This is a genomic window from Streptomyces sp. JH002, assembly GCF_050916115.1.
GTDB classification, from domain to species: Bacteria; Actinomycetota; Actinomycetes; order Streptomycetales; family Streptomycetaceae; genus Streptomyces; species Streptomyces xiamenensis.
The window spans coordinates 1-26,945 of sequence record NZ_CP087989.1 but is presented as its reverse complement, the minus strand read 5'-3'; the positions used below and the strand labels follow the sequence as shown (position 1 = coordinate 26,945).

The window sequence follows — 26,945 nt, the reverse complement described above, 5'->3', positions numbered from 1 at the left end:
GGCAACCGGAAAGAACATGGCGCTCATGGAATGGATGATCATGAACGCTCGGGCCCGCACGGTCGTCGTGGGTGTCGGAAACGAGTTCCGTCGTGACGACGGGGTGGGCTGGGCCGTGGTCGCCCTGCTGCGGGAACGTGCCCGGCACCGGCCGGACGGGCCCGGCTCCGAGGTCGAGTTCACCGTCTCGGACGGAGACCCGGCCCGACTGATCGACATGTGGCGGGGCGCGGAACTGTGCGTCGTGGTGGACGCCGCGCACGCCCACCCGGGACGGCCTGGCCGGGTGCACCGGCTCGAACTGCGGAAAGGGACCCCCGTCCCCGCGGCGTCCGCCTCCACGCACGGCATGGGACTGGGCGAGGCCGTGGAACTGTCGCGGGCACTGGATTCACTTCCCGCACGGCTGGTGGTCTTCGCGGTGGAAGGCGAGGACACCTCCTTGGGAACCGGCCTGTCGACACCGGTCCGCGACGCCGTGACCCCGCTGGCCGAGCGCGTCGAGCGGGAGATCGGCGCGGCCCCGTCCCTGGACACGGCCCGCGAGGGCAGCCGTACGGCGGGCGTGAGTGATGGCCGGAGCGGGTGAGAGGGCGCGCGCGGCCGGTGACGGGGCCCGCGAACGCGCGCAGAGCTGGCGGATCGAGGTGTCGGGCACCGTACAGGGCGTGGGGTTCCGGCCTTTCGTGTACCGGACGGCGATCGCCCTGGGGCTGGCCGGCTGGGTGCGCAACGTGGACGGCCGGGTCGTCATGGGGGTCAGCGGACGGCGGGCGTCCCTGGCCGAACTGGTCGCCCGCTGCCGAGGCGACGCACCACCGCTGGCCGCGGTCGGCGACGTGACCGTCGGACCGCTGATCCCCGGTGACCCGCCGGCCGGACCGGGATTCACCGTGCTGACCAGCATCGGCCGCGGTGCGGCCGGGTCGCGGCGCGAGGTGCCGGTCGATGCCGCGCCCTGCCGGGAATGTCTCACCGAACTGTCCGACCCCGGGGACCGGCGCCACCGGTACCCGTTCATCAACTGCACCGCCTGCGGACCGCGCGCCACCGTCATCACCGACCTGCCCTACGACCGCGAACGCACCACCATGCGTCCGTTCACCCTGTGCCCGGAATGCGCCGCGGAGTACGCGAATCCGGCCGACCGGCGTTTCCACGCCGAGCCACTGGCCTGCCCGGCGTGCGGACCGCGGTTGTCCTGGCGGCCCGGTACGGGCCGCATCACCGCCTCCGGCGAAGGCGCACTGGCCGCCGCGGTGGACGCCCTGACCGCGGGCGCCGTCATCGCGGTCAAGGGAGTCGGCGGCTACCAGTTGCTGTGCGACGCGTCGCAGACCGGCGCCGTGGCCAGGCTACGGGAACGCAAACGGCGCCCGGACAAGCCGTTCGCCGTGCTGGTGCGGGATCTCGCCATGGCACAGCGGCTGGCCTCACCCGGACCCCGGGAGCGGGCCGAACTGTCCTCACCCGCCCGCCCCATCGTGCTGCTGCCGGCCCGCGGCCCGGTCTCCGGGCTCGCCCCCGGCGTACATCCCGGCACCCGTCTGCTGGGGCTGATGCTTCCGGCCGGCCCGCTGCACCACCTGCTCGCCCACGACGCGGGCCGGCCGCTGGTGTGTACCAGCGGCAACCTCAGCGATGAGCCCATCGTGACGGATGACGCCGAGGCCGTCCGCCTGCTCGGCACGGTGGCGGACGGGATCCTCTCCCACGACCGGGACATCCACGCCCGCTCCGACGACTCCGTGGTCTTCGTCTTGGGTGGCCGGCGGCACACGGTGCGGCGGGCGCGCGGGTACGCGCCCGCCCCCCGGCGACTCCCGATCGCTTCGCCCCGCCCGTTGGTGGCGGTGGGGGCGCAGCTGAAGAACACCTTCACCCTGGTTTCCGGGGACCTCGCGGTGACGGGAGCGCATGTGGGGGATCTCCGCGACCCGCGGACCGCCGATGCCTTCGAGGAGGGATTGCGAGAGCTGTCGCGGTTGTCCGCGATCACCCCCGAGGTCGTGGCGCACGACCTCCACCCCGGGTACACCTCCACCCACTGGGCCACGGCTCGCCGGCCGGCCGGACGCCGCGTCCCGGTGCAGCACCACCACGCCCACGTCGCCGCTTGTGCCGCCGAGCACCAACTGACCGGGCCCTTCACCGGGGTAGCCCTGGACGGTCTGGGCCTGGGCGACGACGGCACCCTGTGGGGCGGCGAGATCCTGGTCGCCGACCTGTGCCGGTACCGCCGGGTGGGCCGGTTCGGCCGGGCGCCGCTGCCCGGCGGGGAGGCAGCGGTGCGTTTCCCGTTCCGGATGGCCCTGGGCTATCTGCTGGCCGCCGAGGAACTGGGATCACCGGCACCGGAAGCCGCCCTGCTGCGTACGCTCGCCGACCGAGGCCGCCCCGAAGAGGCCGAGTCGGTGCGCCAGTTGCTGGCGCGTGGCGTCAATTGCCCGGTCGCGTCCAGCGCTGGCAGGCTCTTCGACGCCGCCGCGGCGCTGCTCGGGCTGGCGGACACCATCAGCTACGAGGCCCAGGCGGCCGTCGCGCTGGAGACGGCCGCCGGGGCGCTGCGCACGACGGCGCTGCCGTGGCGACTGTCCCGGGGCACGGACGGCATCGCCGTATACGACCCGCTGCCGACGCTCACCGCCCTGCTGCGGGAGAGCCACGCGGGCACTCCGGTACCGGTGCTGGCGGCCGGTTTCCACACAGCGGTGGCCGAGGCGACCGCCGCCCTGGTGTGGCGCGCGATCGAGGACGGCGCGCCGGACGTGGTGTGTCTGTCGGGCGGCTGTTTCCAGAACCGGCGGCTGCTCGAGGCCGTCTCCGACCTGCTCACCGAGGGCGGAGTACGCGTGCTGACGTGCGGTGAACTGCCGGCGAACGACGGGGGCATCAGCTTCGGACAGGCAGCGGTGGCCGCTGCCCGACTGGCCACCGAGGAACAGGAGTAGGGCATGTGCCTCGGCATTCCGGGACGAGTGATCGAGCTGCGGGAGGAGCACGGACTGCGGATGGCCACGGTCGACTTCGGCGGTGTGCGCCGTGACGCCTGCCTGGCCTACACACCGGCCGCCGCCCCCGGCGACTATGTGATCGTGCACGTCGGGTTCGCCATCAGCACCGTGGACGAAGAGGAGGCCCGGCGAACCCTGGATGTCCTGCGCGCCATGAGCGGGGCCATCGAGGGCGAACTCGGGGAACCACTGCCGCAGCCGCCCGCCGGACAGGGCGGAGGACGGCCGTGACCGGCGGCACCAGCGAGGGCGTCGTACTCGGCGCCGACGGCATGCAGGAACTGGTGCGTGCCCTCATCCGGCGCGGACGTACCGTCGTGGGGCCCACCGTCCGGGACGACGCCATCGTCCTGGCCGAGCTGACCTCGGCGGCGGAACTGCCCTACGGATGGGGCGTGGAACTGGAGGCCGGACGCTACCGGCTGCGCCGCAGAGCGGACCGGATGGCCTTCGCCCACAGCGCGGGCCCGCAGTCCTGGAAGACGTTTCTGCACCCCGAGCGCGCACGCCAGTGGAGTGCCGACCGGGCGCCGGACGGCACCGTGACCGTCACCGAGGAGCCGGACCGGCCGCCTTCCTACGCCTTCCTCGGGGTACGACCCTGCGATCTGCGCGCCATCTCCACCCAGGACCGGGTTCTGATGGGCGGCCGGTACGCCGACCCCCTCTACCGGGGGCGCCGCACCGGGACGTTTCTGATCGTGGTGGAGTGCGTGGAACCGGGCGCCACCTGCTTCTGCGTGTCGATGGGAACGGGACCCGGCCTGTCGGGTGACTGCGACCTGGTGCTCACCGAGGTGCACGACGAGCGCGGGCACCGATTCTGGGCGCGCGCCGGCAGCGAGGCGGGGACCGAAGTGCTCGCGGAGCTCTCCGGCCGGCCCGCGGACGGGGCGACCGTGACGGCGGCGGGCGACGCGGTCACCGGGGCGGCCGACCGGATGGGCCGCACCATGCCGCAGACGGATCTGCGGAACCTGCTGCGCGGCTCCATGGACGCCGAACGCTGGAACGACGTCGCCGCGCGCTGCCTGACCTGCGGAAACTGCACCATGGTCTGCCCCACCTGCTACTGCACCACAACCGAGGACGTCACCGACCTGACAGGCGATCACGCCGAGCGGTGGCGCGTGTGGGACGTCTGCTACGACCTCGATTTCAGCTACGTGCACGGCGGCCCGGTCCGTTCGTCCGGGCGCAGTCGCTACCGGCAGTGGCTCACCCACAAACTGGGGACCTGGCACGACCAGTTCGGCAGTTCCGGATGCGTCGGCTGCGGCCGGTGCATCGTGTGGTGCCCCGTCGGCATCGACATCACCGAAGAGGCACACGCGCTGCACGCCGAGGCCGGAGCGGAAGAGGAACGCGGTGGTCAGGCCGGTGAACGATGACGGCGCCCACGGGATTCCTGGCCGGACTGGACGCCGGGCACCGCACCGAACTGCTCTCCCTCACCCGGGAGGTGCGCTACCCGCCCGGGACCCGCATCTTCGACGAGGGCGAACCCGCCGACGCCTTCTGGATCATCGAGGAGGGAGCGGTCGCGTTGGACGTGCACGTACCGGGCCGCGTCGCACCCGTCATCGAGACGCTGGCCCCCGGGGACCTGCTGGGCTGGTCATGGCTGTTCCCGCCCTACGAGTGGCACCTGGGCGCCAGAACCCTCAGCCCGGTGACCGCACGGCGCTGTGACGCCGCCGCCGTCCTGACCCGGTGTGAGACGGACCCGCCCTTCGGCTACGACCTCGCCCGTGCCGTGGGCGGCGTCGTCGGACAACGGCTGAAGGCCACCCGGATCCGCCTGCTCGACCTGTACGGCCCGCACCAGGGAGGAACGCTGTGAGCCGGCTCCCCCTTCCCTACACGGTCACCAAACGTGAGGAGGAGACGGCGGACACCGTCAGCCTCACCCTGGAACCCGTGGCCGAGCCGCTGCCCCCCTTCTCACCGGGCCAGTTCGCCATGGTCTACGGCTTTCCGCGCGGGGAGGTGCCGCTGTCCGTCAGCGGCACCACCGTCACCGGGCGCGGCCTGATCCACACCGTGCGCGCCGTCGGCGCGGTCACCCGGGCCCTGCACGCCCTGCGGGCCGGCCAACAGGTCGCGGTGCGCGGCCCCTTCGGCACCGGCTGGGACCTGCCGGCGGCGCGCGGCCACGATGTTCTGGTCGTGGCCGGCGGGCTGGGCCTGGCACCACTGCGCCCGCTGATCCAGCGCGTACTGGCCGACGCGCCGCAGCACGGCAGCGTGAGTGTACTGATCGGTGCCCGCACCCCCGCCGACCTGCTGTACCGGGAGCAGAACCGGGAGTGGGGCCGTACGGCGCGGGTGGCGGTCACCGTCGACCGCCCCGCGCCGGACTGGACGGGGGAGGTCGGCGTGGTCACCGATCTGCTCGATCGCACCCCCCGCCGTCCGGGGCGCACCACGGCCTTCCTGTGCGGCCCCGAGGTCATGATGCGCGCCACCGCCCGCGAACTGGTCCGGCGCGGCATTCCGGCCCCGCGGGTGCGGCTGTCCCTGGAACGCACCATGCGCTGCGGCACCGGCCACTGCGGGCAGTGCCAGCTCGGCCCCCTGCTGCTGTGCCGGGACGGGCCGGTCATCGGCTGGGACCGCGCCGCACCGCTGCTCGCCGTCAGGGAACTGTGATGAGCGGCGAGCGGCGACCCACCATGGCCGTGTGGAAATTCGCCTCCTGCGACGGCTGTCAGCTGACACTGCTGGACTGCGAGGACGAACTTCTGCCACTGGCCGGACAACTGGACATCCGCTACTTCCTGGAGGCAACCAGCGCCGCCGGCCCCGGACCGTACGATCTGTCCCTCGTCGAAGGATCCGTGACCACCCCCCAGGACGCCGAGCGGATCCAGCACATCAGAAGCGTCTCCCGTCACCTGGTCACCATCGGCGCCTGCGCCACCGCCGGCGGCATCCAGGCGCTGCGCGACTTCGCCGATGTGGAGGAGTACCTCTCCATCGTCTACGCACAACCCGCGTACATCGACACCCTCGCCCACTCCACGGCCATCTCCCGCAACGTCCCCGTCGACTTCGAACTGCGCGGCTGCCCCATCGACCGCGGCCAGTTGATCGAGGTCATCACCGCCTTCCTCAGCGGGCGCCGCCCCCACATCCCCGACCACAGCGTGTGCTTCGCCTGCAAACGGCGCGGCGTCGTCTGCCTGCCCGTCGCCAACGGCACGCCCTGCCTGGGGCCCGTCACCCATGCCGGGTGCGGCGCCCTGTGCCCCGCCTACGGCCGGGGCTGCTACGGCTGCTTCGGCCCTTCCGCCTCGGTGAACATGCCCGCGTTCATCCCGCTGCTGCACCGCGACGGGATGTCCGACACCGATGTGACACGCGTCCTGCGCACCTTCAACGCCACCGCACCGGAGTTCGCCGATGCCTCCGGCACGCCGCCGGGCCCGCCCGCACAGCCGGAAGCCCCCGACCGGCCGGAGGAGTCATGACACACCGCGGATCCAGGGTCCTCCACGTCGGGGCGCTCTCCCGGGTGGAGGGCGAGGGCGAACTGCGGCTGCGCGTCGATGGCGCACGGATCACCGAAGCCCGGCTGCGCATCTACGAACCTCCGCGATTCTTCGAGGCATTCCTGCGCGGCCGCGCCCACACGGAACCACCCGACATCACCGCGCGGGTCTGCGGAATCTGCCCCGTCGCCTACCAGATGAGCTCCTGCCAGGCCATCGAGGACGTCTGCGGGGTCGCCGTCACCGGGCAACTCGCCGCGCTGCGCCGCTTGCTGTACTGCGGCGAATGGATCGAGAGCCAGACCCTGCACATCCATCTCCTGCACGCCCCGGACTTCCTCGGCCACAGCGGCGCGATCGAGATGGCCCGTCACCACCGCCCGCACGTCGAGCGCGGTCTGCGCATCAAGCAGGCCGGAAACGCCATCGTGGAACTACTGGGGGGCAGAGCCATCCACCCGGTCAACGTCAGGCTGGGAGGCTTTCACCGCGTTCCGACCCGTACGGAACTGGCGCCACTGGCCGAACGACTGCGCCGGGCCCGCGAAGACGCCTGGCACACCGTCGAGTGGGTCGCCGGTTTCGACTTTCCCGACGCGGGAGCCGATGAGGAGTTCCTCGCCCTCGCACAACCGGGCACCTACGCCATGGACTCCGGAACCCCCACCGCCATGGCCGCCCCCTCCAGCGCCGGGCTGTCACCGGAGAGCACCCGCGCCCTGCCCACCAGAGCCTTCCCGGTACGCGACTTCGAACGGCATGTGGTGGAGCACCAGGTGCCCGGTTCCACCGCCCTGTACTCCTCGCTGGACGGAAAACGGCATCTGACCGGCCCCCTCGCCCGCTACGCCATCAGCGGACGCTGGCTCTCCACCGTCGCCCGGGAAGCCGCCCACGCCGCCGGCCTGGGCGACCCCCGGCACGGGACGGTGTGCCGCAACCCCTTCCGCAGCATCCTCGTCCGCGCCGTCGAAGTCGTCCACGCGCTGGACGAGGCACTGCGCCTGGTCAGCGACTACTCGGCGCCCGCCGTACCGTCGCTGCCGGTGCCGCCTCGCGCCGGCACCGGATACGGCGCCACCGAGGCACCGCGCGGTCTTCTCTACCACCGGTACGTCCTGGATACGGAGGGCACGATCACGGACGCCGCCCTGATCCCGCCCACCGCGCAGAACCAGAGCGCCATCGAAGAGCACCTGCGGCGCGTCGCGCAGTCCTTCCTCGACCGACATCCGGATCCGGACGACGAACAACTGCGCCTGCTGTGCGAACGCGCCATCCGCAACCACGATCCGTGCATCTCCTGCTCCGCACATTTCCTCGATCTCACCGTCGAACGCCACTGAGTACCGCTGGAGGGACCCGCCATGCGCCATCTCGACGAGTACCGCGACCCGCTGCTGGCCCGTGCCCTGCTGGAGGAGACGGCCGCCGTCGCCACCCGGCCCTGGCGGCTCATGGAGGTGTGCGGCGGCCAGACCCACACCCTGGTCCGGCAGGGCATCGACGAACTGCTGCCGGCCGGCATGCGGATGATCCACGGGCCGGGATGTCCGGTCTGCGTGACACCGCTGGAAGTCCTCGACCGGGCCCTGGCCATCGCCGCCCGCCCCGGCACCGTCCTCACCAGCTTCGGCGACATACTGCGGGTACCCGGCACCCAGGGGGACCTCCTCACCCAGCGGGCACGCGGCGCCGACGTGCGCGTCGTCTACTCACCGATGGACGCCGTGGAGATCGCCCGCCGGGAACCGGAGCGCGAGGTCGTCTTCCTGGCGGTCGGATTCGAGACGACCGCACCCGCGAACGCCATGGCCGTCCTGCACGCCGAACGCCTGGGCCTGGACAACTTCAGCATGCTCGTCAGCCACGTCCTGGTCCCACCCGCCATGACCACGCTGCTCGAATCGCCCGACTGCGAAGTCCAGGCGTTCCTCGCCGCCGGCCATGTCTGCGCGGTCATGGGCTGGACCGCGTACGAGCCGATCGCCGCGCGGTACAAGGTGCCCATCGTCATCACCGGCTTCGAACCGCTGGACCTGCTGGAAGGGATCCTGATGGCGGTGCGGCAACTGGAGCAGGGCCGCGCCGAGGTGGAGAACCAGTACGCCCGCGCGGTACGCCGCACCGGGAACACCGACGCCCAGAACGCTGTACGGCGCGTGTTCGAGATCACCGACCAGGTCTGGCGAGGTCTGGGCCCACTCCCCAACAGCGGGCTGCGGCTTGCCGGCGCCTTCGCGCGCTACGACGCGGCCCTGCGCCACGAGGTGGGCACGCTGCGCACCATCGAACACCCCGACTGCATCGCGGGCGCCGTCCTCACCGGATCCAGACTGCCCACGCACTGCCCCGCCTACGGAAGCAGCTGCACCCCCCGCACCCCACTGGGCGCCCCCATGGTGTCCGCCGAGGGAACCTGCGCCGCATTCCACGCCGCCGGCCGCCAGGCCCTGGCCACGAACCCCGGGAGCCCGGCATGAACGAGCAGACTGCCGCACCCTTGAACACGCGGGCCCCGCAATGCCCCGTGCCCCGGCCGGACCTGGACCAGGTGCTCCTGGGGCACGGGGCCGGCGGACGCCTCACCGCCGAACTCCTGGACTCCGTCGTGCTGCCCGCCCTCGCGGGCGAGGAACTGCGCGGCCCCCTGGAGGACGCCGCCGACATCCCCGGGGAGGACGGCCTGGTCATCACCACCGACGGTTTCGTCGTCAGCCCGCTCTTCTTTCCCGGGGGCGACATCGGGTCCCTCGCCGTACACGGCACCGTGAACGATCTGGCCATGCGCGGAGCCGAGCCGATCGCCCTCACCGTCGCCGTGGTGATCGAGGAAGGCATGGAACTGGACGAGCTGCGGGCCGTGCTGACCTCACTGGGAACCGCCGCCCGGGCGGCCGGGCTCCCGGTACTCGCCGGGGACACCAAGGTCGTCCAACGGGGCCACGCCGACAAGGTGTTCATCACCACCACCGGACTCGGCCGCCGCATCCCCGGGCTGCGGCCCTCGGCCGCCGGTGCCCGCGACGGCGACACCGTACTGCTCAGCGGCCCCATCGGTGCCCACGGAACAGCCGTCCTGAGCACCCGCGAGCAACTCGGCTTCACCGCGGACATCGTCTCCGACTCCCGCCCCTTGCACCGACTGGTCCGCGCCCTGGCGCCGCTGGGCGAAGCCGTCCACACCCTTCGCGACCCCACCCGGGGCGGCCTGGCAGCCGCTCTCAACGAGATCGCCCTCGACTCGGGCGTCCAGATCACCCTCGACGAAACGGCCCTTCCCATCCCCGGCCAGGTCGCGGCAGCCTGCGGGATCCTCGGCCTGGACCCCCTGCACGTCGCCAACGAGGGCTGCCTCGTCGCCTTCGTTCCCCAGGAGCGGGCGCAGGAGGCACTCCGGCTCATGCGATCCCGCCCCGAGGGTGTAGGTGCCGTGAGCGTCGGCCAGGTGAACGGGACACGTCCCGGCCGAGTGGTGATCCGCACGGCCATCGGCGGCGAACGCATCGTCGACATGCCTCTGGGCGAACAACTGCCCCGTATCTGCTGAACGCCCCACCCGGCCGTCTGCCGGCCGGTGGGAGAGCGCTGACCGGGGGCGGCCCACCCGGCTCCGCCCGGCCGCGGGCACCCACGTCACCGGACCACCTGCCACCCGCCGTTGGCCGACTCCGCCGGTTGGGGAAGCGCCGGCCCACCGTGTTCCCCCGCCCGGGCCGATTCGTTCGCCGTGCATCTTCGGTGTGAGCCGCGAACAACGAGTCGGTGGCCCCGGACGGTCCTCGTACCGTGGTGCCGTACCTGTGGGGAGGCTGAGGTGGAGAACATCGTATCCGTGGCCATCGGCGCCGTTTTCGCTCTTGTGGGTGTGGTGTTCGGGGCATGGTTCAGCGCACGCCGCCAGGACCGCCTGTGGATGCGCGATCAGAAGCTGAAGGCCGGAGTCGGGTTCACCACCGCGGTGTCCCAGCTCATCGACTATCTCCGGCACACGCAGCTGGGCGATGGGGGAGTTGGGGCCAACGAGCTGGTGGGGCGCATGCAGGAAGCCCGGTCGGCCCTCTACCTGCTGTGCTCCGAGGACACCGTTGCTCTCGCCGACGCTCTTGCGCGCCGGGTCTGGCGTTCGCGGCCCAGCGAGGGCGCTGCCGAGGCCCGCGCCGAGCACAGGGAGACGCTGGATCTCCTGCGCCGTTTCACGCAGCAGCTCCGGCAGGAGATCGCCCGAACCTAGGGACCGAGATCTCCGCGTGCCGGCCTCGTCCCCGGCGATCCCGGTGAAGGGCCCAGGTGCTCAGCGGCACCGTCGGAAGTCGCCATCCTCGTCGCTCTCGTACGCGTCGTTCAGCCGTAGTGGCGCCTTGTTTCCCGGTCGTGCCCGACGACTTCCCGTGCTCGCCCGCCCCCGATGGGCGGACGGTCCCGGCTCAGGAGCGCGGCTCGCCGGACTCGCCCTGAGCGGCGGCGACGATCGCGTGCACGGTGGCGGCGACGAGTTCCCGGTCGAGCGGGGCGTCGTCGAAGGCACGGTGCATGGGCCAGCCCTCGATCAGCGCGTCGAGTGCGCGTGACGCCCCCGGCGTGAAGTGCAGGGCCAGACTCTCCCGACTGCGGTTGGCCCAGGCACGGGTCGTGGCGGCCACCGCGGCGTTGTGGTTCGCGTAGGCGTACATCTCGAAGATGAGGGTCATGTCGCGTTTCGTGGCGTAGCCCGGACCGCAGATGAGCTCGACGACGGCGGCCTCGGCCTCGGCGAGTGTCCGGGCACTCTGCACGGTCCGCCGGTAGAACCGGGACATGGTGTCGGAGAGCCGGGCGAACGCCTGGGCGAGCAGGTCGTCGATGCCGTCGAAGTAGTACGTCAGTGAGCCGAGCGGGACTCCGGCCCGCGTCGCGATCCTGCGGTGTGTCGTCCGGTGCACCCCGCTCTCGGCGATCACATCGAGGGCGGCGTCCAGGATGCGTTCCCTGCGCCCGGGATCGTTCGGAACCTCGCGTCGTGTGCCGCTCACGCCCCCAATGTGCCACGCGGCGACATCCCAAAAGTGTGTACGCTTGTACAGACTTATGCTCGAGCATCCTCTGGAGCCATGACCGTGACCGTCGACCTCGCAGTGCGCCGTACCGCTGTGTTCGCCCTCTTCTTCCTGCCCGGCCTCACCATCGCCTCCTGGGTGACGCGCACCCCCGACGTACGCGACCTGGTCGGCGCCTCGACCGCGCAGATGGGACTGATCCTCTTCGGGCTCTCCGTCGGCTCCATGATCGGCATTCTGTGCTCGGGGCCGCTCGTGGCCCGCTGGGGCGCCCGCCCCGTGATCGTGGTCGGGACGGTCGCGGTGGCGGCGGGCGCGGCCGTCATAGGCATCGGTGCGGCGGCCGGCGCCGGCCCCGTCGTGGCCCTGGGCCTCGCCCTCTTCGGCTTCGGCATGGGCGGCGGCGAAGTCGCCCTGAACGTCGAGGGCGCGGAGGTCGAACGCCTCCTGGGGCGCTCCACCATGCCGGCGATGCACGGGTTCTTCAGCCTCGGCACCGTCGTCGGGGCGCTGGCCGGCATGCTCCTGACCGCCCTCTCCTTCCCCGTCCTCGCGCACCTGACGATCGTCGCCGCCCTGGTCGTCGCCGTGCTCGCCCTCGTGATCCGCAACGTCCCCTCCAACGTGGGGCGCCGGGCCGACGACGGCGGCACGACCACCCGGACACGACGCCCTCAGGTGTGGAAGGACACGAGGCTGCTGCTCATCGGCTGCGTCATCCTCGCGCTCGCCATGGCAGAGGGGACGGCGAACGACTGGCTGCCGCTGGTCATGGTCGACGGCCACGGCCTCGACGCCGCCCTCGGATCCGCCGTCTACGCCGCCTTCGCGGCGGCGATGACCGCCGGACGCTTCATCGGCGGCCGGTTCGTCGACCGTTACGGACGGGCGGCCGTCCTGTGCGCCAGCGCCCTCGTCGGAGCGATCGGCCTGGCCCTGGTGATCTTCGTCGACCACCAAGCGGTAGCCGCGTCCGCCGCGATCCTGTGGGGACTGGGCGCCTCACTCGGCTTCCCCGTCGCACTCTCCGCGGCGGGCGACTCCGGCGAGGACTCCGCCGCCCGCGTCGCACTCGCCGCCACCGTCGGCTACGTCGCGTTCCTCGTCGGACCACCCGCACTCGGCTTCCTCGGCGAGCACTACGGACTGCGCAACGCCCTCATCCTCGTCCTCGTCCTGGTCGTGGCCGCCGCCTTCGCCACACCCGCCGCCCGCTCCACGGCGGAACCGCGTCCCAAGGAGCCTACGGGCGTGTGAAGACCCCACCCTGGGCGGGCGTGCCGGCCTCCCGCGGTGCTCGGGGAGAATCGGCATACGGCTCGACGAAGGAACACCATGACGACCGAGGTACCCGCGCACGGCGCGCAAGAAAACGACTTCTGGCAGGAACGGCGGATCTGCTTCCTGACAACCCACCGCCAGGACGGCAGCCCGCACCTGGTCCCCGTGGGTGTCACCTTCGACCCCGACGCCGGTATCGCACGCGTCATCAGCAGCGCGAACAGCACCAAGGTCCGCAACGTCCGGGCAGCCGCCCCCGAAGCACGGGTCGCCGTCAGCCAGGTCGACGGACGCCGCTGGTGCACCCTCGAAGGCATCGCACTCGTCAAGGACGACCAGGACTCCGTCGCCGAGGCCGAACGACGCTACGCCCAGCGCTACCGGGCCCCTCGGCCCAACCCCGAGCGCGTGGTCATCGAGATCACCGTCACGCGGGTGATGGGCACGGTGCGACCGCCGGGCTGGTGACCGGCCCGCCGGGCCGGGGAATGTGTCTCGGCCTTGGCCGGGCCGCTCCGGGCCCCGAGGCCGTCACGTTCAGTGTCTCGGGGCCTCGGCATCGGGGGTGCGGATTGACCAACGACCGCGCTTCTGAGTGATCACGCAGGAGCGCGGCCGGACACCGCCGGCGGGTGGAGAGGTTCGGCGCGGCCCGGTGCGAAAGGCCCGCGCAGGGTCCGTTCCTGGGCGAGACAGATGAAGAACTCCGCTGGTCAGCCCCGCGTACCCACAAATTTGTGGGTACTTGTGGGCGGCCCAGCGGGTGCGCGAGGCTGTGTGCGCGGGCGGTCGAAGACCGCTCCGGAAACCAGGCGTCGGGGAGGTCGGCAGTGTCAGGAAGTGGTGCGGGCCTCGGCGAGCCGGGTCAGTCGCCGGTACCCCCAGTCACTGAGGGGCGCCAGCGCGTCGGCGAGTTCGCGGCCGTGGGCGGTCAGGGAGTAGACCGTCTTCCGCGGCAGCTCGTCGTACACCTCCCGGTGCACCAGCTCATCGCTCTCCATCTCCCGGAGCGCCTGGGTCAGGACCTTCTCGCTGATCTCCGGTAGCCGCCGGCGCAGCTCGCCGGGACGTTGAGGGCCGGACTCCAGGACCCACAGCAGGGTGGTCTTCCACTTGCCGTCGATCACGGCGACGGCCGCCGTCACCCCGCAGACATCCGTGTCCCGAGCACGCCCGCGTGTCATCTCCACCCCCACCGAATACCGCCATGACGGCACAACGATAGGAGCTGAGGCATGTCCTCATCCACCGAGACCCACGACCGGCCCACCGTCACCGTCCTCGGCCTCGGGCCGATGGGCCGCGCGCTGGCAGGTGCCTTCCTGGACGCCGGCCTGCGTGTCACGGTCTGGAACCGTACCGCGGGCCGTGACCGGGAACTGGTCGAACGGGGCGCCACCGCCGCCCGGACGGCCGAGGAAGCGACCGCGGCCAGCGGCCTGACCGTGGTGTGCGTGGTGAACTACGACGCGGCCGACGCCATCCTGCGCCGCCCGGCGGTCACCGACACCCTCAAGGGCCGCACAGTGGTGAACCTGACCGCCGACACTCCCGGCCGGGCCCGGGACACCGCCACCTGGGCAGCCGACCACGGCATCAGCTACCTGGACGGCGCGATCATGACACCGGCCACGACCATCGGAACACCGGACGCCGTCTTCCTCTACAGCGGCCCGGAGCAACTCCACCAGGAATCCCGCCCGGTGCTGGACGCCCTGGGTGGCGCCCACACCCACCTCGGAACGGAGATCGGCCGGGCGGCGGCCTACGACATCGCGCTGCTCGACATCTTCTGGACGGCGATGGCCGGCTACGCCCACGCCCTGGCCGTGGCACGGGCGGAGGGAATCACCGCGCAGGAACTGGCCCCGTTCGCCAAGGGCATCGCCGCGATCCTGCCACCGCTGTTCGAGCTGGACGTGGAGGACATCGACAACGGGATCTACACCGGGGACCTCAACCCGATCACCTCGACCGTCTCGACCATGGCTCACATCATCCACACCTCGGAGGAACACGCCATCGACGCGAGCCTGATGCGCGCCGCCGAGGGACTGGCCCGCCGCGCCGTCGGACGGGGGCACGGCACCGACGGATTCCTGAGCGTCATCGAGATCATGAATCCTCGCTGAGCGAGCCGCCGGCGTGGCGGAGCCGGGGGCGGGGCGGGCGCTGCCGCCCCCCGCTCCTGGCCTGCGCGGATGCCGCTGCTCGTACGGAGGCGGAACGCGAAGCCTCCCGGCGCCCGGAGGGCCCGCACTGTCGCCGGCCTCACCGCGATGAGCAGTGGGACAAGGAACCCAGGCCTGCGGCGCACGGTCGTGGAGCCCGACGGCGTCCACGGTGCGGCCTGCCGGACGGAACTCGACCCGCTGCCGGAACGCGGGCTCCTGGGCCGGCTGTTGCGCGGCTACGGAACCCCGGGCCGGCTTGGTCGGCCAGGGTACTGACTGCGGTTGACCAGTCCGGTCAAGCCCTTGGTCAAGCCCGGTGGGCCGCTCCGCAGTGGCCCACCGGGCCCTGCTCGCTCATGGCCACAGCATGGTGCACATACGGGCCCCGAGGGCCTTACGCCCAGCACCCTCGGGACCCGGCATCATGGGTGCGCGAGCTACGAGCCGTTCAGTCAGCCAGGTCACGCCCCGCCCCGAATCTGCCAAGAGGGAAGGACCCGGTCACACGGACTGTCCTGCCTGGCGGCGGTACCGGGCATAAGAGTGACGGGCAGGTTCGTGCTGGTCTTCGCACGGGCCACAGCGGATCGAGTGCGTCCCGGACCACTATGGAGATTCGGTTGTGCCGGCGCACGACATGGCCAACCGTGGCCTTGCCCGTGACCGCAGGGCTCGGGTGTCTTCCCGTGCATGAGTCCAGTGCAAGGTTCATGTCGGCGGATGTGGTGTTGTGGCGGTGGGCGTGGTGTCTTGGCCGTAGCGGCGGAGGTAGGTCAGTACGGCGCGTACACGGCGGTGGCCGCTGTCGCCCACCGACAGGCCGAGTTTGAGGAAGACGTTGCCGATGTGTTTGTGGACGGCGTTGTCGGTGACGACGAGCCGTTGAGCGATGCCCGCGTTGTCGTGGCCTTCGGCCATCAGCGCCAGCACCTCCCGTTCGCGTGCGGTCAGGGCGTCGACGGGATCCCCGCGTGCGGCGAGGAGCTGGGCGATGACCTCGGGGTCCATGGCGGTGCCGCCGTCTGCCACCCGGCGCAATGCGTCGGTGAACTCCGCGACGCGGCTGACCCGGTCCTTGAGCAGATAGCCGATGCCGCCCCGGGCGTCGGCGAGGAGACGGCCCGCGTACTCCTGTTCCACGTACTGGGACAGGACCAGGACGGGAAGCCCGGGGTGCTCGCGGCGGGCCCGGATCGCGGCCCGGATGCCTTCGTCGCGGAAAGTCGGGGGCAGCCGGACGTCCACGATGGTGATGTCCGGACGGTGGGTGCGGACGGCGGTGAGGAGGCCGGGAGCATCGGCCGTGATCTCGACGACTTCGAAGCCCCGGGAATTGAGGAGGAGTTCCAGTCCGGATGCCAGCAGGACGTTGTCCTCGGCGATCACGATGCGCACGGCAGCTCCACGGTGATGACGGTCGGCCCGCCCGACGGGCTGCTGAGGGTCATGGAGCCGTCCAGAGCGGCGGCGCGGCGGCGCATTCCGTCCAAGCCGGACCCCCGGGCCGGGTCCGCTCCGCCCCTCCCGTTGTCGGAGATCTCCGCACGGAGCAGTCCACCGTCACGTCCGACCCGCACGGAGGCCCTGGTCGCCCGGCTGTGCCGGGCGATGTTCGCCAGCGTCTCGGTGACGGCGTAGTAGGCGACGGCTTCGACGGCCGCGGGGATCTCACCGAGCGGGCCGATGTCGATGCGGGTCGGGACACCGGCCCTGGTCGTCAGGGTGCCGAGCGCACCGGAGAGGCCCAGGTCGGCGAGCACCGGCGGATAGATGGAGCGGATGACGGAACGCAGCTCGGTCATGGCGTCCTCGGTCTCGGTGTGGGCCTGCCGCACCAGGACAGCGGCCCTGTCGGGGTCGCCGGAGAGGCTTTCACCGGCCACCGCCAGCCGCATCGCGATGGCCACCAGCCGGGTCTGGGTGCCGTCGTGCAGGTCCCTTTCGATCCGGCGGAGTTCCGCACTGTGCGCCTGCAGGACGTCCGTACGTGTCCGGGTGAGTTCGGTGACGCGTTCGACCAGCTGCTCCGCGGGCGAAGGCGCCAGGACCGTGAGGCAGCACCGGGCGTGTGCTCTGGCGAGCGGCGGGAGAGTGATGGCGGCCAGGGCCGCCAGGACCACGAGATTGATCAGGCCGAGCGGTACCGCGGTGCCCCAGCCGGTGATCCGGTGGCTGACCACGGGCAGCCAGGGCGCGGTGGGAAAGGCCCACCACAACAGGGAGATGACGGGAGTGACTACCCAACTGCCCAGGAGGAACAGGGCGAAGGCGCCGGCCGGCAGCCCGGTCACCAGCTGTGTCCCGAACCAGCCGAGGTTGCGCAGGGCGGCGCGCGGGCGCGGCTGCACCGGCCGTCCCAACAGCTTCCCGGCGCGCCGGCGATGACGTTCCGCCCAGGGCTGAGCCAGCGACGGCACGAACAGCAGGGGCGCGGCGGCGAGCGTCACCGTCGCGGCCAGCAGGGTGTCCAGCAGGTAACGCCCGCCACGCCATGTGGTGAGCCACTGTGCGCGGGCCGCGCGGAGTATGCCGTGCACTCGTGTCGCTTTCCTGGTCGCTCCGGAGGGCGGTGGAAGCCCCACGGCGTCCACCCTAGGGAAGGGGGAGGCCCGCGGCACTACAGGTAGCTGTACCGCTCGTTCGGGAGCCTGCGGTAGCGATCGGTGAACCTTTGTCTCCCTAGCGTGGAGGTATGACCTTCACGAGCCCGGCATCCGCTCCGCATCAACGGAACACCGCCTCACCCGCCCGGCCCGCGTGGCCCCGGCGCGGCCGCGTCCCCGGCCGGTGGCTGGTCCTCGCAGCGGCAGCGCTCGCCGCGGGCACGGCCGTTGCCACCCAGTTGCCGGCCGGCGCGCACGACGCGGCCGCGCCCGGATACGGGCAGGACGACCTGCGCCGGGACACCGACGCCATCCGTGCGCTGGGAATCACCGGCGTACAGGCACGGGTGACCACCGGTGCCGGCCGGGACCTGGTCGCCACCAGCGGCATCGCCGAGGTGGGCACCGACCGTCCCGTGCCCGAGAACGGCCACTTCCGGATGGCCAGCACCGGCAAGGCACTGGTGGCCACCGTGGTCCTGCAACTGGTCGACGAGGGCGAACTGGCGCTCGAGGACACAGTGGAGCGCTGGCTGCCCGGCCTGGTGGACGGCAACGGCAACGACGGGAGCCGGATCACCGTCCGCCACCTCCTGCAGCACACCAGCGGCCTCCACGACGACCTCCCCGGCTTCGCCACTCCACAGCAGTACTACGAGCACCGGTACGACACCTACACCCCCCGAGAGATCGTCGCCCGGGCGATGCGGCACCGCCCGGACTTCGCCCCCGGCGACGGATGGGCATACTCCAACACCGGCTACGTCCTGCTCGACATGATCATCGAGGAGGCCACGGGCCGCCCCTGGCACCAAGAGGTCCAGGACCGGATCCTGCGGCCCCTGGGCATGCACCACACCTACCTGCCGGGCAGCACCCCCACCCTCCGCAGGCCGCACGCCAACGCCTACGAGGTCTACCCCTCCGGTGAACGGATCGACGTCACCCGGGTGATCGTTCCCGACCCCGGCGGCTACGTCTCCACCACCTCGGATGTCAACCGCTTCTTCGGGGCCCTGCTCGGTGGCGAACTGCTGTCCCCGGAACGGCTGGCCGAGATGCAGGACACCCTCCCGGTCGACGAGGAGACACAGGTGTTCTGGCCGGACGGGCGCTACGGCCTCGGCCTGGTCAACCGGCCGCTGTCCTGCGGCGGAAGCTACTGGAGTCACGAAGGCGGCGAAAGCGGCTACATCACGCTGAACGGCGCCACCCACGACGGCAGCCGCAGCGTCACCCTGTCCATGTCCACCGCCCTGGGCGACTCGCCCGACAACGCACTTCAGCAGGAACAGGCCGCCAGCGATCTCGTCGACCACGCCCTGTGCGACACCCCCGTCGCCGGTCAGGACACGTAACGGCCCATCGCAGCACTCGGGCAGCGCCGGGCGGCGATCTGTGTCGTCGGCGAGGTCCGCGGCCGCTCCGGCTCCGAGACCACGTTGCGCCGTTCTCCGGCGCGGCCACCAGGTCCTCCGCCTCAGTCGCGGCATGCCCTGGGCCTGGAGGAGCGCGAGCATCTTCAGCCGGGCGCTGACGCCCGCGGTCTGGTACCGCGCCACCCGGGCATCGTCCTTGTCGGGAAACCGCTCACACAGTCCGACCGGGGCGCAGGACGCCACGCTACGGCCGGTGTGTTTCGGCGCATCAATCCATAACCGAGCTCGGAACCGAGACGGTGGGTGTGGAGAGGGTTGCCGCACCCGGTCTCACCCTGACCATCCACACGGTGGAACCCGGCTCGGCCCCCGGGAAGGATCGCGCCTGTCGTCGCTGGTGGTGCTGGCCGCGCCGGGCGGCAGGGCGGCGGTGACGGCGGCCGTCGCCGCGGCCCTGGCCCAGCTGTATCTGCTCTTCTGGGCGGGTAAAACGGTGGCGGCACTGGCCGGCCGGCTGCTGCAGACCCGGGTCGGGGTGACGCTGGCCGTGGGACAGACGGCGATCATGCTCGCGCTGTCGTTCGCCGGATGGGTACCAGTGGCGGCGTGGTGGCGGCTCCCGCCCAGCAGGGCGCGAACTGTCTTCGAGCAGCACAGCGAGAGTCGGCCCACCGCTGAGGAAGGCGCCGCTGCGGTATGACGCGGCGACGCAGAGACCGAGAAGCCGAGGCAAGGCCACCCGAGCCGCCGCGCCGGCTGCTGGCCTGCACCGCGCTGCTCTCGAAGCCGGGCGGGTTCACCGGCACCGGACTCGTCACCGACAGCGGTCTGCGCCGGGACCTCGTGCACGGCGGCCACCGGCACCTGATGGAAGCGTCCCAGGCCCAGGTCAAGGCCCAGCCCGACAGGCCGAGTTCCGGATCAAGGCGCTGACCTCAGGCAGAGGTCTCCAGCCCAGCTTTCGCAGCGGACGCGACCAGTGGGGAATGAGAGTTCCATGGCAACACGTCCGATGTTCGGTGAGTGCTCATCCTGCACCGCCAGGATGCTCTCGCCGATGTGGTCTCTGAAAGGCGCCTGACGGCTGATCATCCCCACGGTGACACGCCCCGCGGCCAAGGAGATCCCCTTCCGCCTCCGCCTCGCCCACCCCGAGATCACCATCGCCTGGGCCGACTACGCCTCCGCGGGCAAGCTCGTGACCTGGGCAAGGAAACACCTGAACCTCACGATCACCCATCAGCCGCCCGAAGGGCGCCCCGCCGCTGGGTCGTCGAGCGCAGCATTGCCTGGATGATGCACGTCCGCCGGCACCCGAGGGACTACGAACGCCTCATCCAGCACTCCGAAACCCTTATCACCTGGGCAGCCATCACCCTCATGACTCGCGCATCATCCGCTGAACAGGCACACTCACGCTCGGAACACCGGACCGGTTCGCGGCTGCTTGATAACTCGCCGTCGGGTGAGCACCGTTCCGCCGAGCACGGCGCACAGGGCGAACATATAGGCCGCGAAGGCCCAGGACTCCGGCTCCCACGAAGTGATTGTCATGAGTGTCACCGCAGCACCGATGCCGACCAGGACATAAAACAGCAGATTCTCCGAGTACGGATCGCGCCAGGCTTTCACGAGCGTCGGCAAGGCGGCAGCGGCGTCGGCTACGACGGCACACACCACCGCCAGCGGCGCTTGATCCAGCACCAGCCACACAACAAGCGCGGTGGCCGCAACACCACCACAGACCTTGTCGAAGCTACCGAGCCGCACCAGGTTATGCCTGGTCAGCAGTCCACACACCACGACCGCGAACGGCCCCGCACCTGCCGACAGCGTCTGCACGGCCGGCAAGCCCACACCGGAATCGAGCTGCGCGGAAAACCCGATCAGAGGCACAGCAGCCCACAGCGACCACGTCACCACATTCGGACGCGCCGTTCCCCTCACTGTCGCGAAGGCATACCGAACACTCCCCGCCAGGCCAAGCACCGCGCTGACAAAAACCCAATACGGGTCCAGCATCCGAGCCTTTCACCACCAAACGCAGCGAGCACTCATCGGTCCCCACAGCAGGTCGGTCACCAACTGATGCACTCACTCCACCGCAACGAGGGTTTCCGCCACAACTGTGGGGTGAAGAACAGGTTCTTAACGTGTTCCTTAACGTCGGGCTTGATCGCGTTCGATCAGTGTCTTGGGCTGTTTGGTGGTTTTGCCCACGTGGTAGCGGGTGTCCGGTCTTCGGTTGCGGCTGCCGGGCAGCCGTCCGGGGCCTGGCCGGGAGGGGTGGGGGCACGGGCCGGACTGCCCAGGTGCGGCCGGGTGTTCCGGAACACTCGCTGGACCCGCGTCGGGGTCAGGGCGTGCTGGTGTGGGTGGTCTTCTCGCGGGGCTTGCGCTGGTCCGCGGCGAGCGGGGCCGCGAGGCGGAGCTGGGTGCGCGCGATGATGGTGAGCCAGGTCCAGCGGTCCGCTGCCTCGCGGTTTCGCAGCCGTGGGCGGGTCCAGGCGAGGGACTGCTTGAACAGGCAGAAGGTGTGCTCCAGATCGAATCTGCACAGATAGCACGATCAGACGAAGTCAACGTCCGTGCTGGTGGCGCCGGTGGCGGACAACCACAACCAGACCGGTGGTACGTCCCGGTCACCGGGCAGATGCTCGAACTTGAGGCGGACCAGGATGCCCCTCGACCAGCGGAAGTTCACCGTTCAGGTCCATCCACGCGGCCCGTTGGGTGAGCCGGGGGTGGATGCGGTCCCACGCCTTGGCTTCGGCTTTGCCGTAGCGGGGTGTGTCGTTCACCGTCGCCACTGCGGGCTCGGGCCAGGTTTCCGGCTTCGTGAGGCGGAACTCCGGACCGTGCCTTGGCGGCCGGCCGCCCTCACGCTTGTAGACCACTCGGCGGAGCGGGCAGTCGCAGCACCCGGTCCGAGCGCAGACGCCCGACCAGCTCGACGGGGAGGTCGGACAGTAGCCAGGCTGGGCACCTCACGTCGTAGCCCGCGTCCATCACGATCAAGACGTCCCGACCCCCCTCGCGCCACTGGCCAGCGCGGATCAGACGCTCGACGACTGTTCCCGAACTCCCGCCAACGCGTTTTCGCCCGGTGTAAGGGACTGACCGCAGGCCCCGCAGAATCGGGCAGCGCCCGCGGTTCTGGTCCTACTGCATGATGGTCCGTGGCAGGTGGGAGGGGTCGCTGGTACAGCTGTAGAATTGAAGCGTGTAACCGCGTCCGATGTTCATCATGGTGGGCTCGCATGCGGTCCGGTACAGAGGAGCACCGCTTTTCTTGGCGTCCTCGGTCGGGCGCCAGCTGCCGGTGCCGCCGTCCCATTCGCTGCTGTCGATCGTGAGCAGCGCTTCGACGGGACCGTGGCATTCGCCGCAGTGCAGTTCGTCCGATTCCGCGGGGTCACGGAATGTGAAGTGCGCCGGCCAGCCGCCCAGCTTCCAGCCGGGCGCGACGGACAGATCGGACCAGTAGTCCGCGGACCGTGTCTTCACCCATGCGGTCACTCGGCTGTCCTGTTCCTCGTTGAGGAGGTGGGGCGGGGGGAACTCCTGGACTTCTTCGGGGTGAAGCACACAGGGGGAGGGCACGTGTTGGGTGTCTGTCACGTATGGGGGCTCGGGTGGCGCTGTCAGGACTTCCCTCACGTCCGACGACCGGCGCCAGCGCAGCTGCACGGCGTCGGAGCAGCCTTCGATGTCGTCGAACGGCGCCCACAGGATCTGAAGCAGGTCCGTCCCCTCGGGGAAAGGGAGCGCGGGAACATCCGTCGCGTAGAACTGCGCGACGGGAATCAACGGGAGCGGACCTTCGGGCATCTGCTCGGGTGGGTATCCGGCGTTGATGCGGTCGTTGATCTCCCGCTCCTGTTCGGTGAGCAGGTTCTCGTGGGGACCACGGGGTCGTGCCCAGGCGTCCGTGAGCAGATTTCTCCGGGTATGTATGTCTGCGAGGGTACTCACCCGCCCAAGGGGCCGGTATGCGGGAGTTCGCACGGGCCACTGCTCCTCGGCCGGCCACAGCAGCGGCCCGCCCACTGAGCTGTCATGCACGGTGGGCCGGCCCGGGCGGGGGTGCAGGCGTGTGGCTGTCCTGGCCAAGCCCGCCATGTCTGGTAGCTCCGCGGGCAGGTTGAACGGGCGTGGCGGTGTCGTACGAGCCATGTCTTCCCCTTTGCAAGATCGATGCCGCATCCAAACACGGAGCACTGACAAGCCGAACACTCCGCGGATCGGGGATATCGGCTGCGATGACGGATCGTTCGGACCGGACCCCTGTGGCAGCAGCAGCGAGCCCGCCGATGGAGAGCACGCTCGCTGGGGACCCCACCGACCTGCGCGCCACAGTCCGCTTCAACCTGCTGGCGCGTAAACGCCGCCCCACCGTCTTGATCCTGACCGCCGCTCCGATGCCGCTCTGCCTGGTCCGCAATGCGGCCGGGCGCGGGTGGTGCCCGAACCGGTCATCCAGGAGTGCACGCCATGGTGCCCTCACACCGGAGAGACTCTGCGCTGATTAGGGAGCGGGGTGAGTGCAGAGCGAGATCCCATCGGTCGGCCTGGCGAAGCAATACTGCAGTGTCCGGCCGCATCTCCACGAAGTTCTGGTAGGTGTCCGCGCTGTCATCTCCTTGCTGCCATGGGGGTGCTGCATCGAGGGAGAGGCGGACACGAAGCACTGCTCCGTTGTCGGTTCGATCAGCGAGGCTCACGGCAAGGGCCGGTTCGACGAAGCTTGTGTCCGGGGACAGCGAGCCTTCGGTATCGGGCCTCGTCACTGCTACCTTCCCAGCGGCATCCGCCCGCAGCCAGGCGGATATCTGACGCGCTTCGGGAACCAGCAGACATGGATCGGCGAAGGACCAGCTGCCGTCGGGGGTGGTTACGGCCCCGTCAATGACCAGCCAGTTGTCAGGCGTCGCCTTGAGCCGCGGGGAACTGATAGCGCAGTGGACGGAGTTCGACGCTGCTCGTGTGATCGCTCAAAAGCACGGCCGCAGGATGTCACGATCCCGCAGCTCAGTGCGGCTCATTAAATTGATCACCTGGACCGGTCCGCTGTATCAGACGTCATGCCTTGCCCGGTCGAAGGCGTACGTCCGGACCGGGTCGAGGTGCAGCTCGTATGGACCGGAGCAATCTGCGGCGACAGTGGCGATCCGTGCCCCACACGGGCAGGCCCGGTTGGGTCCTTCGGTTCCATTCGGTCCGCAGCAACCGGTGCTGTTCTCCCACCCTGGCAGCGGCTGCGGGCCGGGGGCGTCATCCGGGTGGACGACGACCGTGTCGCGGACGCCGGCCGAGACGACGAAGACCTTCCTCAGTGGCCATGAGCGGTCCCCGGGGATAGCCCGGTACAGGGCTGTCCCGGTCTTCCTGCCGGACGAAAGGCGCTCCCCACGGCTCGTGCTCAATCGCATCGTGACCCCGCGGCACAGTCGCAGTCGCCAGGCGTGCTCCCTTGGACCGAGCACTGTCGAGGTCCGGGACGATCGGAACGTCGGACAGCGCAGTCAAGTCAGGCGTGAGCGCGATGCCGCACTTACAGCAGTAGAAGACCCTCATGGGACCCGTCGTAGTCGCAGATCCGTAGATCTCGCACCTCCAAATTCGCCTCGTCCGCCCGCCGCTGCCGACAGCGAACCCGTCTGGAAGACGACCTATCCGACGGCACGAGCCTGCGGGTTCACCGGCCTTCCCCTTCACGATTCGCCGGACTCTTCCTTTCTTCGACGGGCGACCAGCAGTCTGTCGCGCAGATTCTGTGCCACCGAGGACCGCACAGGGCGTACCCCTACCGGACTGATCGACGTGGCCGAAGAGCACGCCAGCCTCGCGACAGCTCCGAAGCCGGCCTGACGTGCGTCTTAGTGCGTGCCGCCTTCCGGCCGGAAGGCGGCACGCGGACCGCCTCAGAGCGGCATGGCGAAACGGCGGCAGACGTGGACGCGGGTGAACTCTCCTCGTAGCCGTTCCTCATCCGCGAGCTGAGCGTGTGCGAACACCATGAGAGGTCGCAGACCGGGCCGCGCCTCGGCGACAGCCCGGCCGGGCTCCGAAGAGTCACGGTAGTGGTCGGCGTAGACGTGCAGGTAGTGATCGCTCTCGGTGAAGCCCATTGCTCGATACCAGCTCACGGTGTCCGGGTCATCCCGGCTCCAGGCGTCCAGGGCTGCCGCGCCGAGCGTGCGGGCTCGGTCGCGGGTCCGTTCCAACAGTTCGCGGGCCAGGCCGCGGCGCTGGTGGTCCGGGTGAATGGCGACGGTGTCGATCGTCGCCATGTCGCCCTCGACGCTGGTGTCCATGATTCCGACGACACGGCCGCCTGCGTCGACGGCTACCAGGTCCAGGCCGGGGGCCGCTGTGGTGGGCTTGGAGCGTGAGACGTCGTCGAAGTACGCGGTCTGGAGGAAGGCCAGCACCCGGCAGTGGAGCCAGCCGGTCTCGTCAGCGGGAGTGAACGCGCGGATGGTGTAGCTCAAGGTTGTGGTCCTCTGCAGGCGTGGTGGCGCGTGGACGGCGGCTGCGAAGTAGAGAGATCACACGCTGATCCTGACGGCCCCGTCGGCCGGCAGGCAAACGATTTGGCCGGCACAGCGTTGGTTCGGCGCGGCCCGTAGACCAGTCCCCCAGTACAGGGCCACCACCCTCACCGCCGAAGCCGCCGGTCCCTCTGGACGGTGCGCAGCGCCGCACGCCCCCCGGGTACGGCGTTCGCTCGTGCTCTGGAGCGGGTGGACGAGATCGGCGCGTACCGGCTTGGGCTGCTGAGGCTGTCGCAGATCCCGCCGAACCGGATGGCCGCTTTGGCCCGGTACGCGCTGGGGTCGAAGGCGCCGCTGCTGGAGGGGGCGCCGGCGCCGCGGCCACGGTACTCGCTTCTGTGCCCGCTGCTTCTGTACCTGCCACCGCGAATATGGCGCCCGTCGCTGCGCCTCAGCCCACCCCCGCGGCTGCGTCCGGTCGGCGCGCCCACGAGACAACCCCGGCCGGCCGGGCCGCTTCTGTGGCCTCGGCCGGTACCGTGGCGCTGGGGGGAGGGTTCCCGGCCCTGGCCTGCCGGCTGAGTCCGTCGGCGAGCCGGCTATCTCCGCCGCCTCGTCGACCGGTCAGCCGGCGGGCGCTTTGCCGGCCTGCGCCTCGCCCGCTGGTCTGCCGTCTGTTGTGCGGGCGCGTCGTCGTCCTGTCCGGTTCGGTGAGGCTCTCGCCACGGTCCTGACCTCCACCACCCGTCCCGACCAGGACCACGACCCCGGCACCGCCGTTGGTCTGCCCACCGGTATCCGCACCCTCGACGAGATCCTGGGGGCCTGCAGCCCGGCCGTTTCTACCTCGCCGCCGCTGCTCCCGGTACCGGTGCGAGTCTCCTGCCGATCGCCGCGGCCCGTACGACCGCTCTCGAGTACGGCTTGCCTGTCCTGTATGCGGCTTCCGGTCTCACCCGCGCTGATGGTCACAGCCCGGGTCCTCGCTTCCCATCTGCCTGTCGATTACCGCCGTCTGCGCACCGGTCGCATTCTCACGGGACCGGGCTGACAACCCGACGACGCGGCGCCCCGTGTCGGGGGTCTGACGGCTGACCGCTGAACAAATGCGACGGCCGATCGATGAGTTGCGGGCCGTGCGGAGGTCACCATCTGCGGAACCACTGACTGACGTCCGTACCTGAAGGAGATACATGGGAAAGCTCATCTACTCGATGATCACCTCGCTCGACGGCTACGCCGAGGCCGCGGAGGGCGGGCTCGGTACCGGACCTGCTGACGATCAGGAGGTGCACACCTTCATCAACGACATCTTCCGCCCCGTGGGCACGTACCTGTACGGCCGGCGGATGTACGAGACGATGGTCTACTGGGAGACCGCGCACACTCAGCCGGGCCAGCCGCCGCACGCCCTGCAGTACGCCCGTGACTGGCGGGCCGCGGAGAAGGTCGTGTACTCCACGACGC

General features: G+C 70.6%; 27 protein-coding genes and 3 pseudogenes. 20 read left to right on the top strand and 10 right to left on the bottom strand.

Translation table 11 applies throughout. The features are described 5' to 3' along the window. Positions 1-25: 25 nt before the first annotated feature. The 11 genes from H7827_RS00150 to H7827_RS00100 all read left to right on the top strand — a co-directional run bounded on the left by H7827_RS00150 (position 26) and on the right by H7827_RS00100 (position 10,742). Complete coding sequence (locus tag H7827_RS00150) at positions 26-589, top strand: hydrogenase maturation protease (RefSeq protein ID WP_432741555.1); 564 nt, start codon at positions 26-28, stop codon at positions 587-589. Further along, positions 573-2,951 carry a carbamoyltransferase HypF gene (hypF, locus tag H7827_RS00145; protein WP_432741553.1) on the top strand — a complete coding sequence of 793 codons (2,379 nt, stop codon included), beginning with the start codon at positions 573-575 and terminating at the stop codon, positions 2,949-2,951. Before H7827_RS00150 ends, hypF begins: the two co-directional genes overlap by 17 nt. A gap of 3 nt (positions 2,952-2,954) precedes the next feature. After that, positions 2,955-3,245 (top strand): HypC/HybG/HupF family hydrogenase formation chaperone, encoded by a 291-nt coding sequence (locus H7827_RS00140; RefSeq protein WP_432741551.1) that lies wholly within the window; start codon positions 2,955-2,957, stop codon positions 3,243-3,245. 41 nt (positions 3,246-3,286) lie between these two features. Continuing rightward, positions 3,287-4,405 (top strand): 4Fe-4S dicluster domain-containing protein, encoded by a 1,119-nt coding sequence (locus H7827_RS00135; RefSeq protein ID WP_432747909.1) that lies wholly within the window; start codon positions 3,287-3,289, stop codon positions 4,403-4,405. Beyond that, positions 4,402-4,857, top strand: a complete 456-nt coding sequence (locus tag H7827_RS00130; protein ID WP_386532928.1) for a cyclic nucleotide-binding domain-containing protein — start codon at positions 4,402-4,404, stop codon at positions 4,855-4,857. The genes H7827_RS00135 and H7827_RS00130 overlap by 4 nt, the downstream gene beginning before the upstream one ends. Next, a complete protein-coding gene (locus H7827_RS00125) occupies positions 4,854-5,666 on the top strand; it encodes an FAD/NAD(P)-binding protein (RefSeq protein ID WP_432741548.1) in 813 nt (270 codons plus the stop codon). Before H7827_RS00130 ends, H7827_RS00125 begins: the two co-directional genes overlap by 4 nt. Continuing rightward, positions 5,666-6,487: an oxidoreductase gene (locus H7827_RS00120; RefSeq protein ID WP_432741546.1), complete on the top strand. Its 822-nt coding sequence runs from the start codon at positions 5,666-5,668 to the stop codon at positions 6,485-6,487. Before H7827_RS00125 ends, H7827_RS00120 begins: the two co-directional genes overlap by 1 nt. Further along, complete coding sequence (locus H7827_RS00115) at positions 6,484-7,854, top strand: Ni/Fe hydrogenase subunit alpha (RefSeq protein ID WP_432741544.1); 1,371 nt, start codon at positions 6,484-6,486, stop codon at positions 7,852-7,854. Before H7827_RS00120 ends, H7827_RS00115 begins: the two co-directional genes overlap by 4 nt. Positions 7,855-7,875: 21 nt before the next feature. After that, positions 7,876-8,991, top strand: a complete 1,116-nt coding sequence (gene hypD / locus H7827_RS00110; RefSeq protein WP_386532917.1) for a hydrogenase formation protein HypD — start codon at positions 7,876-7,878, stop codon at positions 8,989-8,991. Continuing rightward, positions 8,988-10,058 carry a hydrogenase expression/formation protein HypE gene (hypE, locus tag H7827_RS00105; protein WP_432741542.1) on the top strand — a complete coding sequence of 357 codons (1,071 nt, stop codon included), beginning with the start codon at positions 8,988-8,990 and terminating at the stop codon, positions 10,056-10,058. The genes hypD and hypE overlap by 4 nt, the downstream gene beginning before the upstream one ends. A gap of 267 nt (positions 10,059-10,325) precedes the next feature. Beyond that, positions 10,326-10,742, top strand: a complete 417-nt coding sequence (locus H7827_RS00100; RefSeq protein ID WP_386532911.1) for a hypothetical protein — start codon at positions 10,326-10,328, stop codon at positions 10,740-10,742. Between the two features lie 193 nt (positions 10,743-10,935). Here the strand turns inward: H7827_RS00100 and H7827_RS00095 are convergent, their stop codons facing one another. Next, positions 10,936-11,520 (bottom strand): TetR/AcrR family transcriptional regulator, encoded by a 585-nt coding sequence (locus H7827_RS00095; RefSeq protein ID WP_432741540.1) that lies wholly within the window; start codon positions 11,518-11,520, stop codon positions 10,936-10,938. A 78-nt stretch (positions 11,521-11,598) separates the two neighbouring features. Between H7827_RS00095 and H7827_RS00090 the strand changes: the two genes are divergently transcribed. After that, on the top strand, positions 11,599-12,801 hold the full coding sequence (locus H7827_RS00090; RefSeq protein WP_432741538.1) for an MFS transporter: 1,203 nt from the start codon (positions 11,599-11,601) through the stop codon (positions 12,799-12,801). 78 nt (positions 12,802-12,879) lie between these two features. Then, entirely contained in the window at positions 12,880-13,293 is a 414-nt protein-coding gene (locus H7827_RS00085; RefSeq protein ID WP_432741536.1) for a pyridoxamine 5'-phosphate oxidase family protein, read from the top strand. Between the two features lie 365 nt (positions 13,294-13,658). Here the strand turns inward: H7827_RS00085 and H7827_RS00080 are convergent, their stop codons facing one another. Then, positions 13,659-14,009, bottom strand: coding sequence for a winged helix-turn-helix transcriptional regulator (locus H7827_RS00080; RefSeq protein WP_432741534.1), 351 nt, complete (start codon positions 14,007-14,009; stop codon positions 13,659-13,661). Positions 14,010-14,060: 51 nt separating this feature from the next. Between H7827_RS00080 and H7827_RS00075 the strand changes: the two genes are divergently transcribed. Continuing rightward, a complete protein-coding gene (locus tag H7827_RS00075) occupies positions 14,061-14,957 on the top strand; it encodes an NAD(P)-dependent oxidoreductase (protein WP_432741532.1) in 897 nt (298 codons plus the stop codon). A 750-nt stretch (positions 14,958-15,707) separates the two neighbouring features. Here the strand turns inward: H7827_RS00075 and H7827_RS00070 are convergent. Together H7827_RS00070 and H7827_RS00065 are read right to left on the bottom strand one after the other, a co-directional pair. Continuing rightward, positions 15,708-16,394 (bottom strand): response regulator, encoded by a 687-nt coding sequence (locus tag H7827_RS00070; RefSeq protein WP_432741530.1) that lies wholly within the window; start codon positions 16,392-16,394, stop codon positions 15,708-15,710. Beyond that, the gene (locus H7827_RS00065; RefSeq protein WP_432741528.1) at positions 16,382-17,536 is read right to left on the bottom strand and encodes a histidine kinase; all 1,155 of its coding nucleotides are present in this window, start codon (positions 17,534-17,536) and stop codon (positions 16,382-16,384) included. Before H7827_RS00065 ends, H7827_RS00070 begins: the two co-directional genes overlap by 13 nt. 155 nt (positions 17,537-17,691) lie before the next feature. Between H7827_RS00065 and H7827_RS00060 the strand changes: the two genes are divergently transcribed. From H7827_RS00060 to H7827_RS00045, 4 genes and pseudogenes are all read left to right on the top strand, one after another. Beyond that, positions 17,692-18,960: a serine hydrolase domain-containing protein gene (locus tag H7827_RS00060; protein ID WP_432741526.1), complete on the top strand. Its 1,269-nt coding sequence runs from the start codon at positions 17,692-17,694 to the stop codon at positions 18,958-18,960. Positions 18,961-19,381: 421 nt separating this feature from the next. After that, a complete protein-coding gene (locus H7827_RS00055) occupies positions 19,382-19,681 on the top strand; it encodes a hypothetical protein (protein WP_432741524.1) in 300 nt (99 codons plus the stop codon). After that, positions 19,678-19,914: a hypothetical protein gene (locus tag H7827_RS00050; protein WP_432741522.1), complete on the top strand. Its 237-nt coding sequence runs from the start codon at positions 19,678-19,680 to the stop codon at positions 19,912-19,914. The genes H7827_RS00055 and H7827_RS00050 overlap by 4 nt, the downstream gene beginning before the upstream one ends. A 181-nt stretch (positions 19,915-20,095) precedes the next feature. Further along, a pseudogene (locus H7827_RS00045) lies at positions 20,096-20,370 on the top strand (IS5-like element IS4811 family transposase); the annotation flags it as partial. 24 nt (positions 20,371-20,394) lie between these two features. Here the strand turns inward: H7827_RS00045 and H7827_RS00040 are convergent. From H7827_RS00040 to H7827_RS00015, 6 genes are all read right to left on the bottom strand, one after another. Then, positions 20,395-21,003 (bottom strand): hypothetical protein, encoded by a 609-nt coding sequence (locus H7827_RS00040; protein ID WP_432741520.1) that lies wholly within the window; start codon positions 21,001-21,003, stop codon positions 20,395-20,397. Positions 21,004-21,623: 620 nt separating this feature from the next. Then, entirely contained in the window at positions 21,624-21,878 is a 255-nt protein-coding gene (locus H7827_RS00035) for a transposase (RefSeq protein WP_432741518.1), read from the bottom strand. Then, the gene (locus tag H7827_RS00030) at positions 21,862-21,999 is read right to left on the bottom strand and encodes a hypothetical protein (RefSeq protein ID WP_432741516.1); all 138 of its coding nucleotides are present in this window, start codon (positions 21,997-21,999) and stop codon (positions 21,862-21,864) included. Before H7827_RS00030 ends, H7827_RS00035 begins: the two co-directional genes overlap by 17 nt. A 144-nt stretch (positions 22,000-22,143) precedes the next feature. Continuing rightward, a complete protein-coding gene (locus H7827_RS00025; RefSeq protein ID WP_432741514.1) occupies positions 22,144-22,956 on the bottom strand; it encodes a hypothetical protein in 813 nt (270 codons plus the stop codon). Between the two features lie 500 nt (positions 22,957-23,456). Next, complete coding sequence (locus H7827_RS00020) at positions 23,457-23,891, bottom strand: WapI family immunity protein (RefSeq protein WP_432747908.1); 435 nt, start codon at positions 23,889-23,891, stop codon at positions 23,457-23,459. 1,014 nt (positions 23,892-24,905) lie between these two features. Next, positions 24,906-25,475 carry a GNAT family N-acetyltransferase gene (locus H7827_RS00015; RefSeq protein WP_432741512.1) on the bottom strand — a complete coding sequence of 190 codons (570 nt, stop codon included), beginning with the start codon at positions 25,473-25,475 and terminating at the stop codon, positions 24,906-24,908. Positions 25,476-25,676: 201 nt separating this feature from the next. On the opposite strand from H7827_RS00015, the pseudogene H7827_RS00010 reads away from it, so the two are divergent. Both H7827_RS00010 and H7827_RS00005 read left to right on the top strand, forming a co-directional pair. Then, positions 25,677-25,898: pseudogene (locus H7827_RS00010) on the top strand (hypothetical protein); the annotation flags it as partial. A gap of 773 nt (positions 25,899-26,671) precedes the next feature. Further along, positions 26,672-26,945, top strand: a pseudogene (locus H7827_RS00005) (dihydrofolate reductase family protein); the annotation flags it as partial.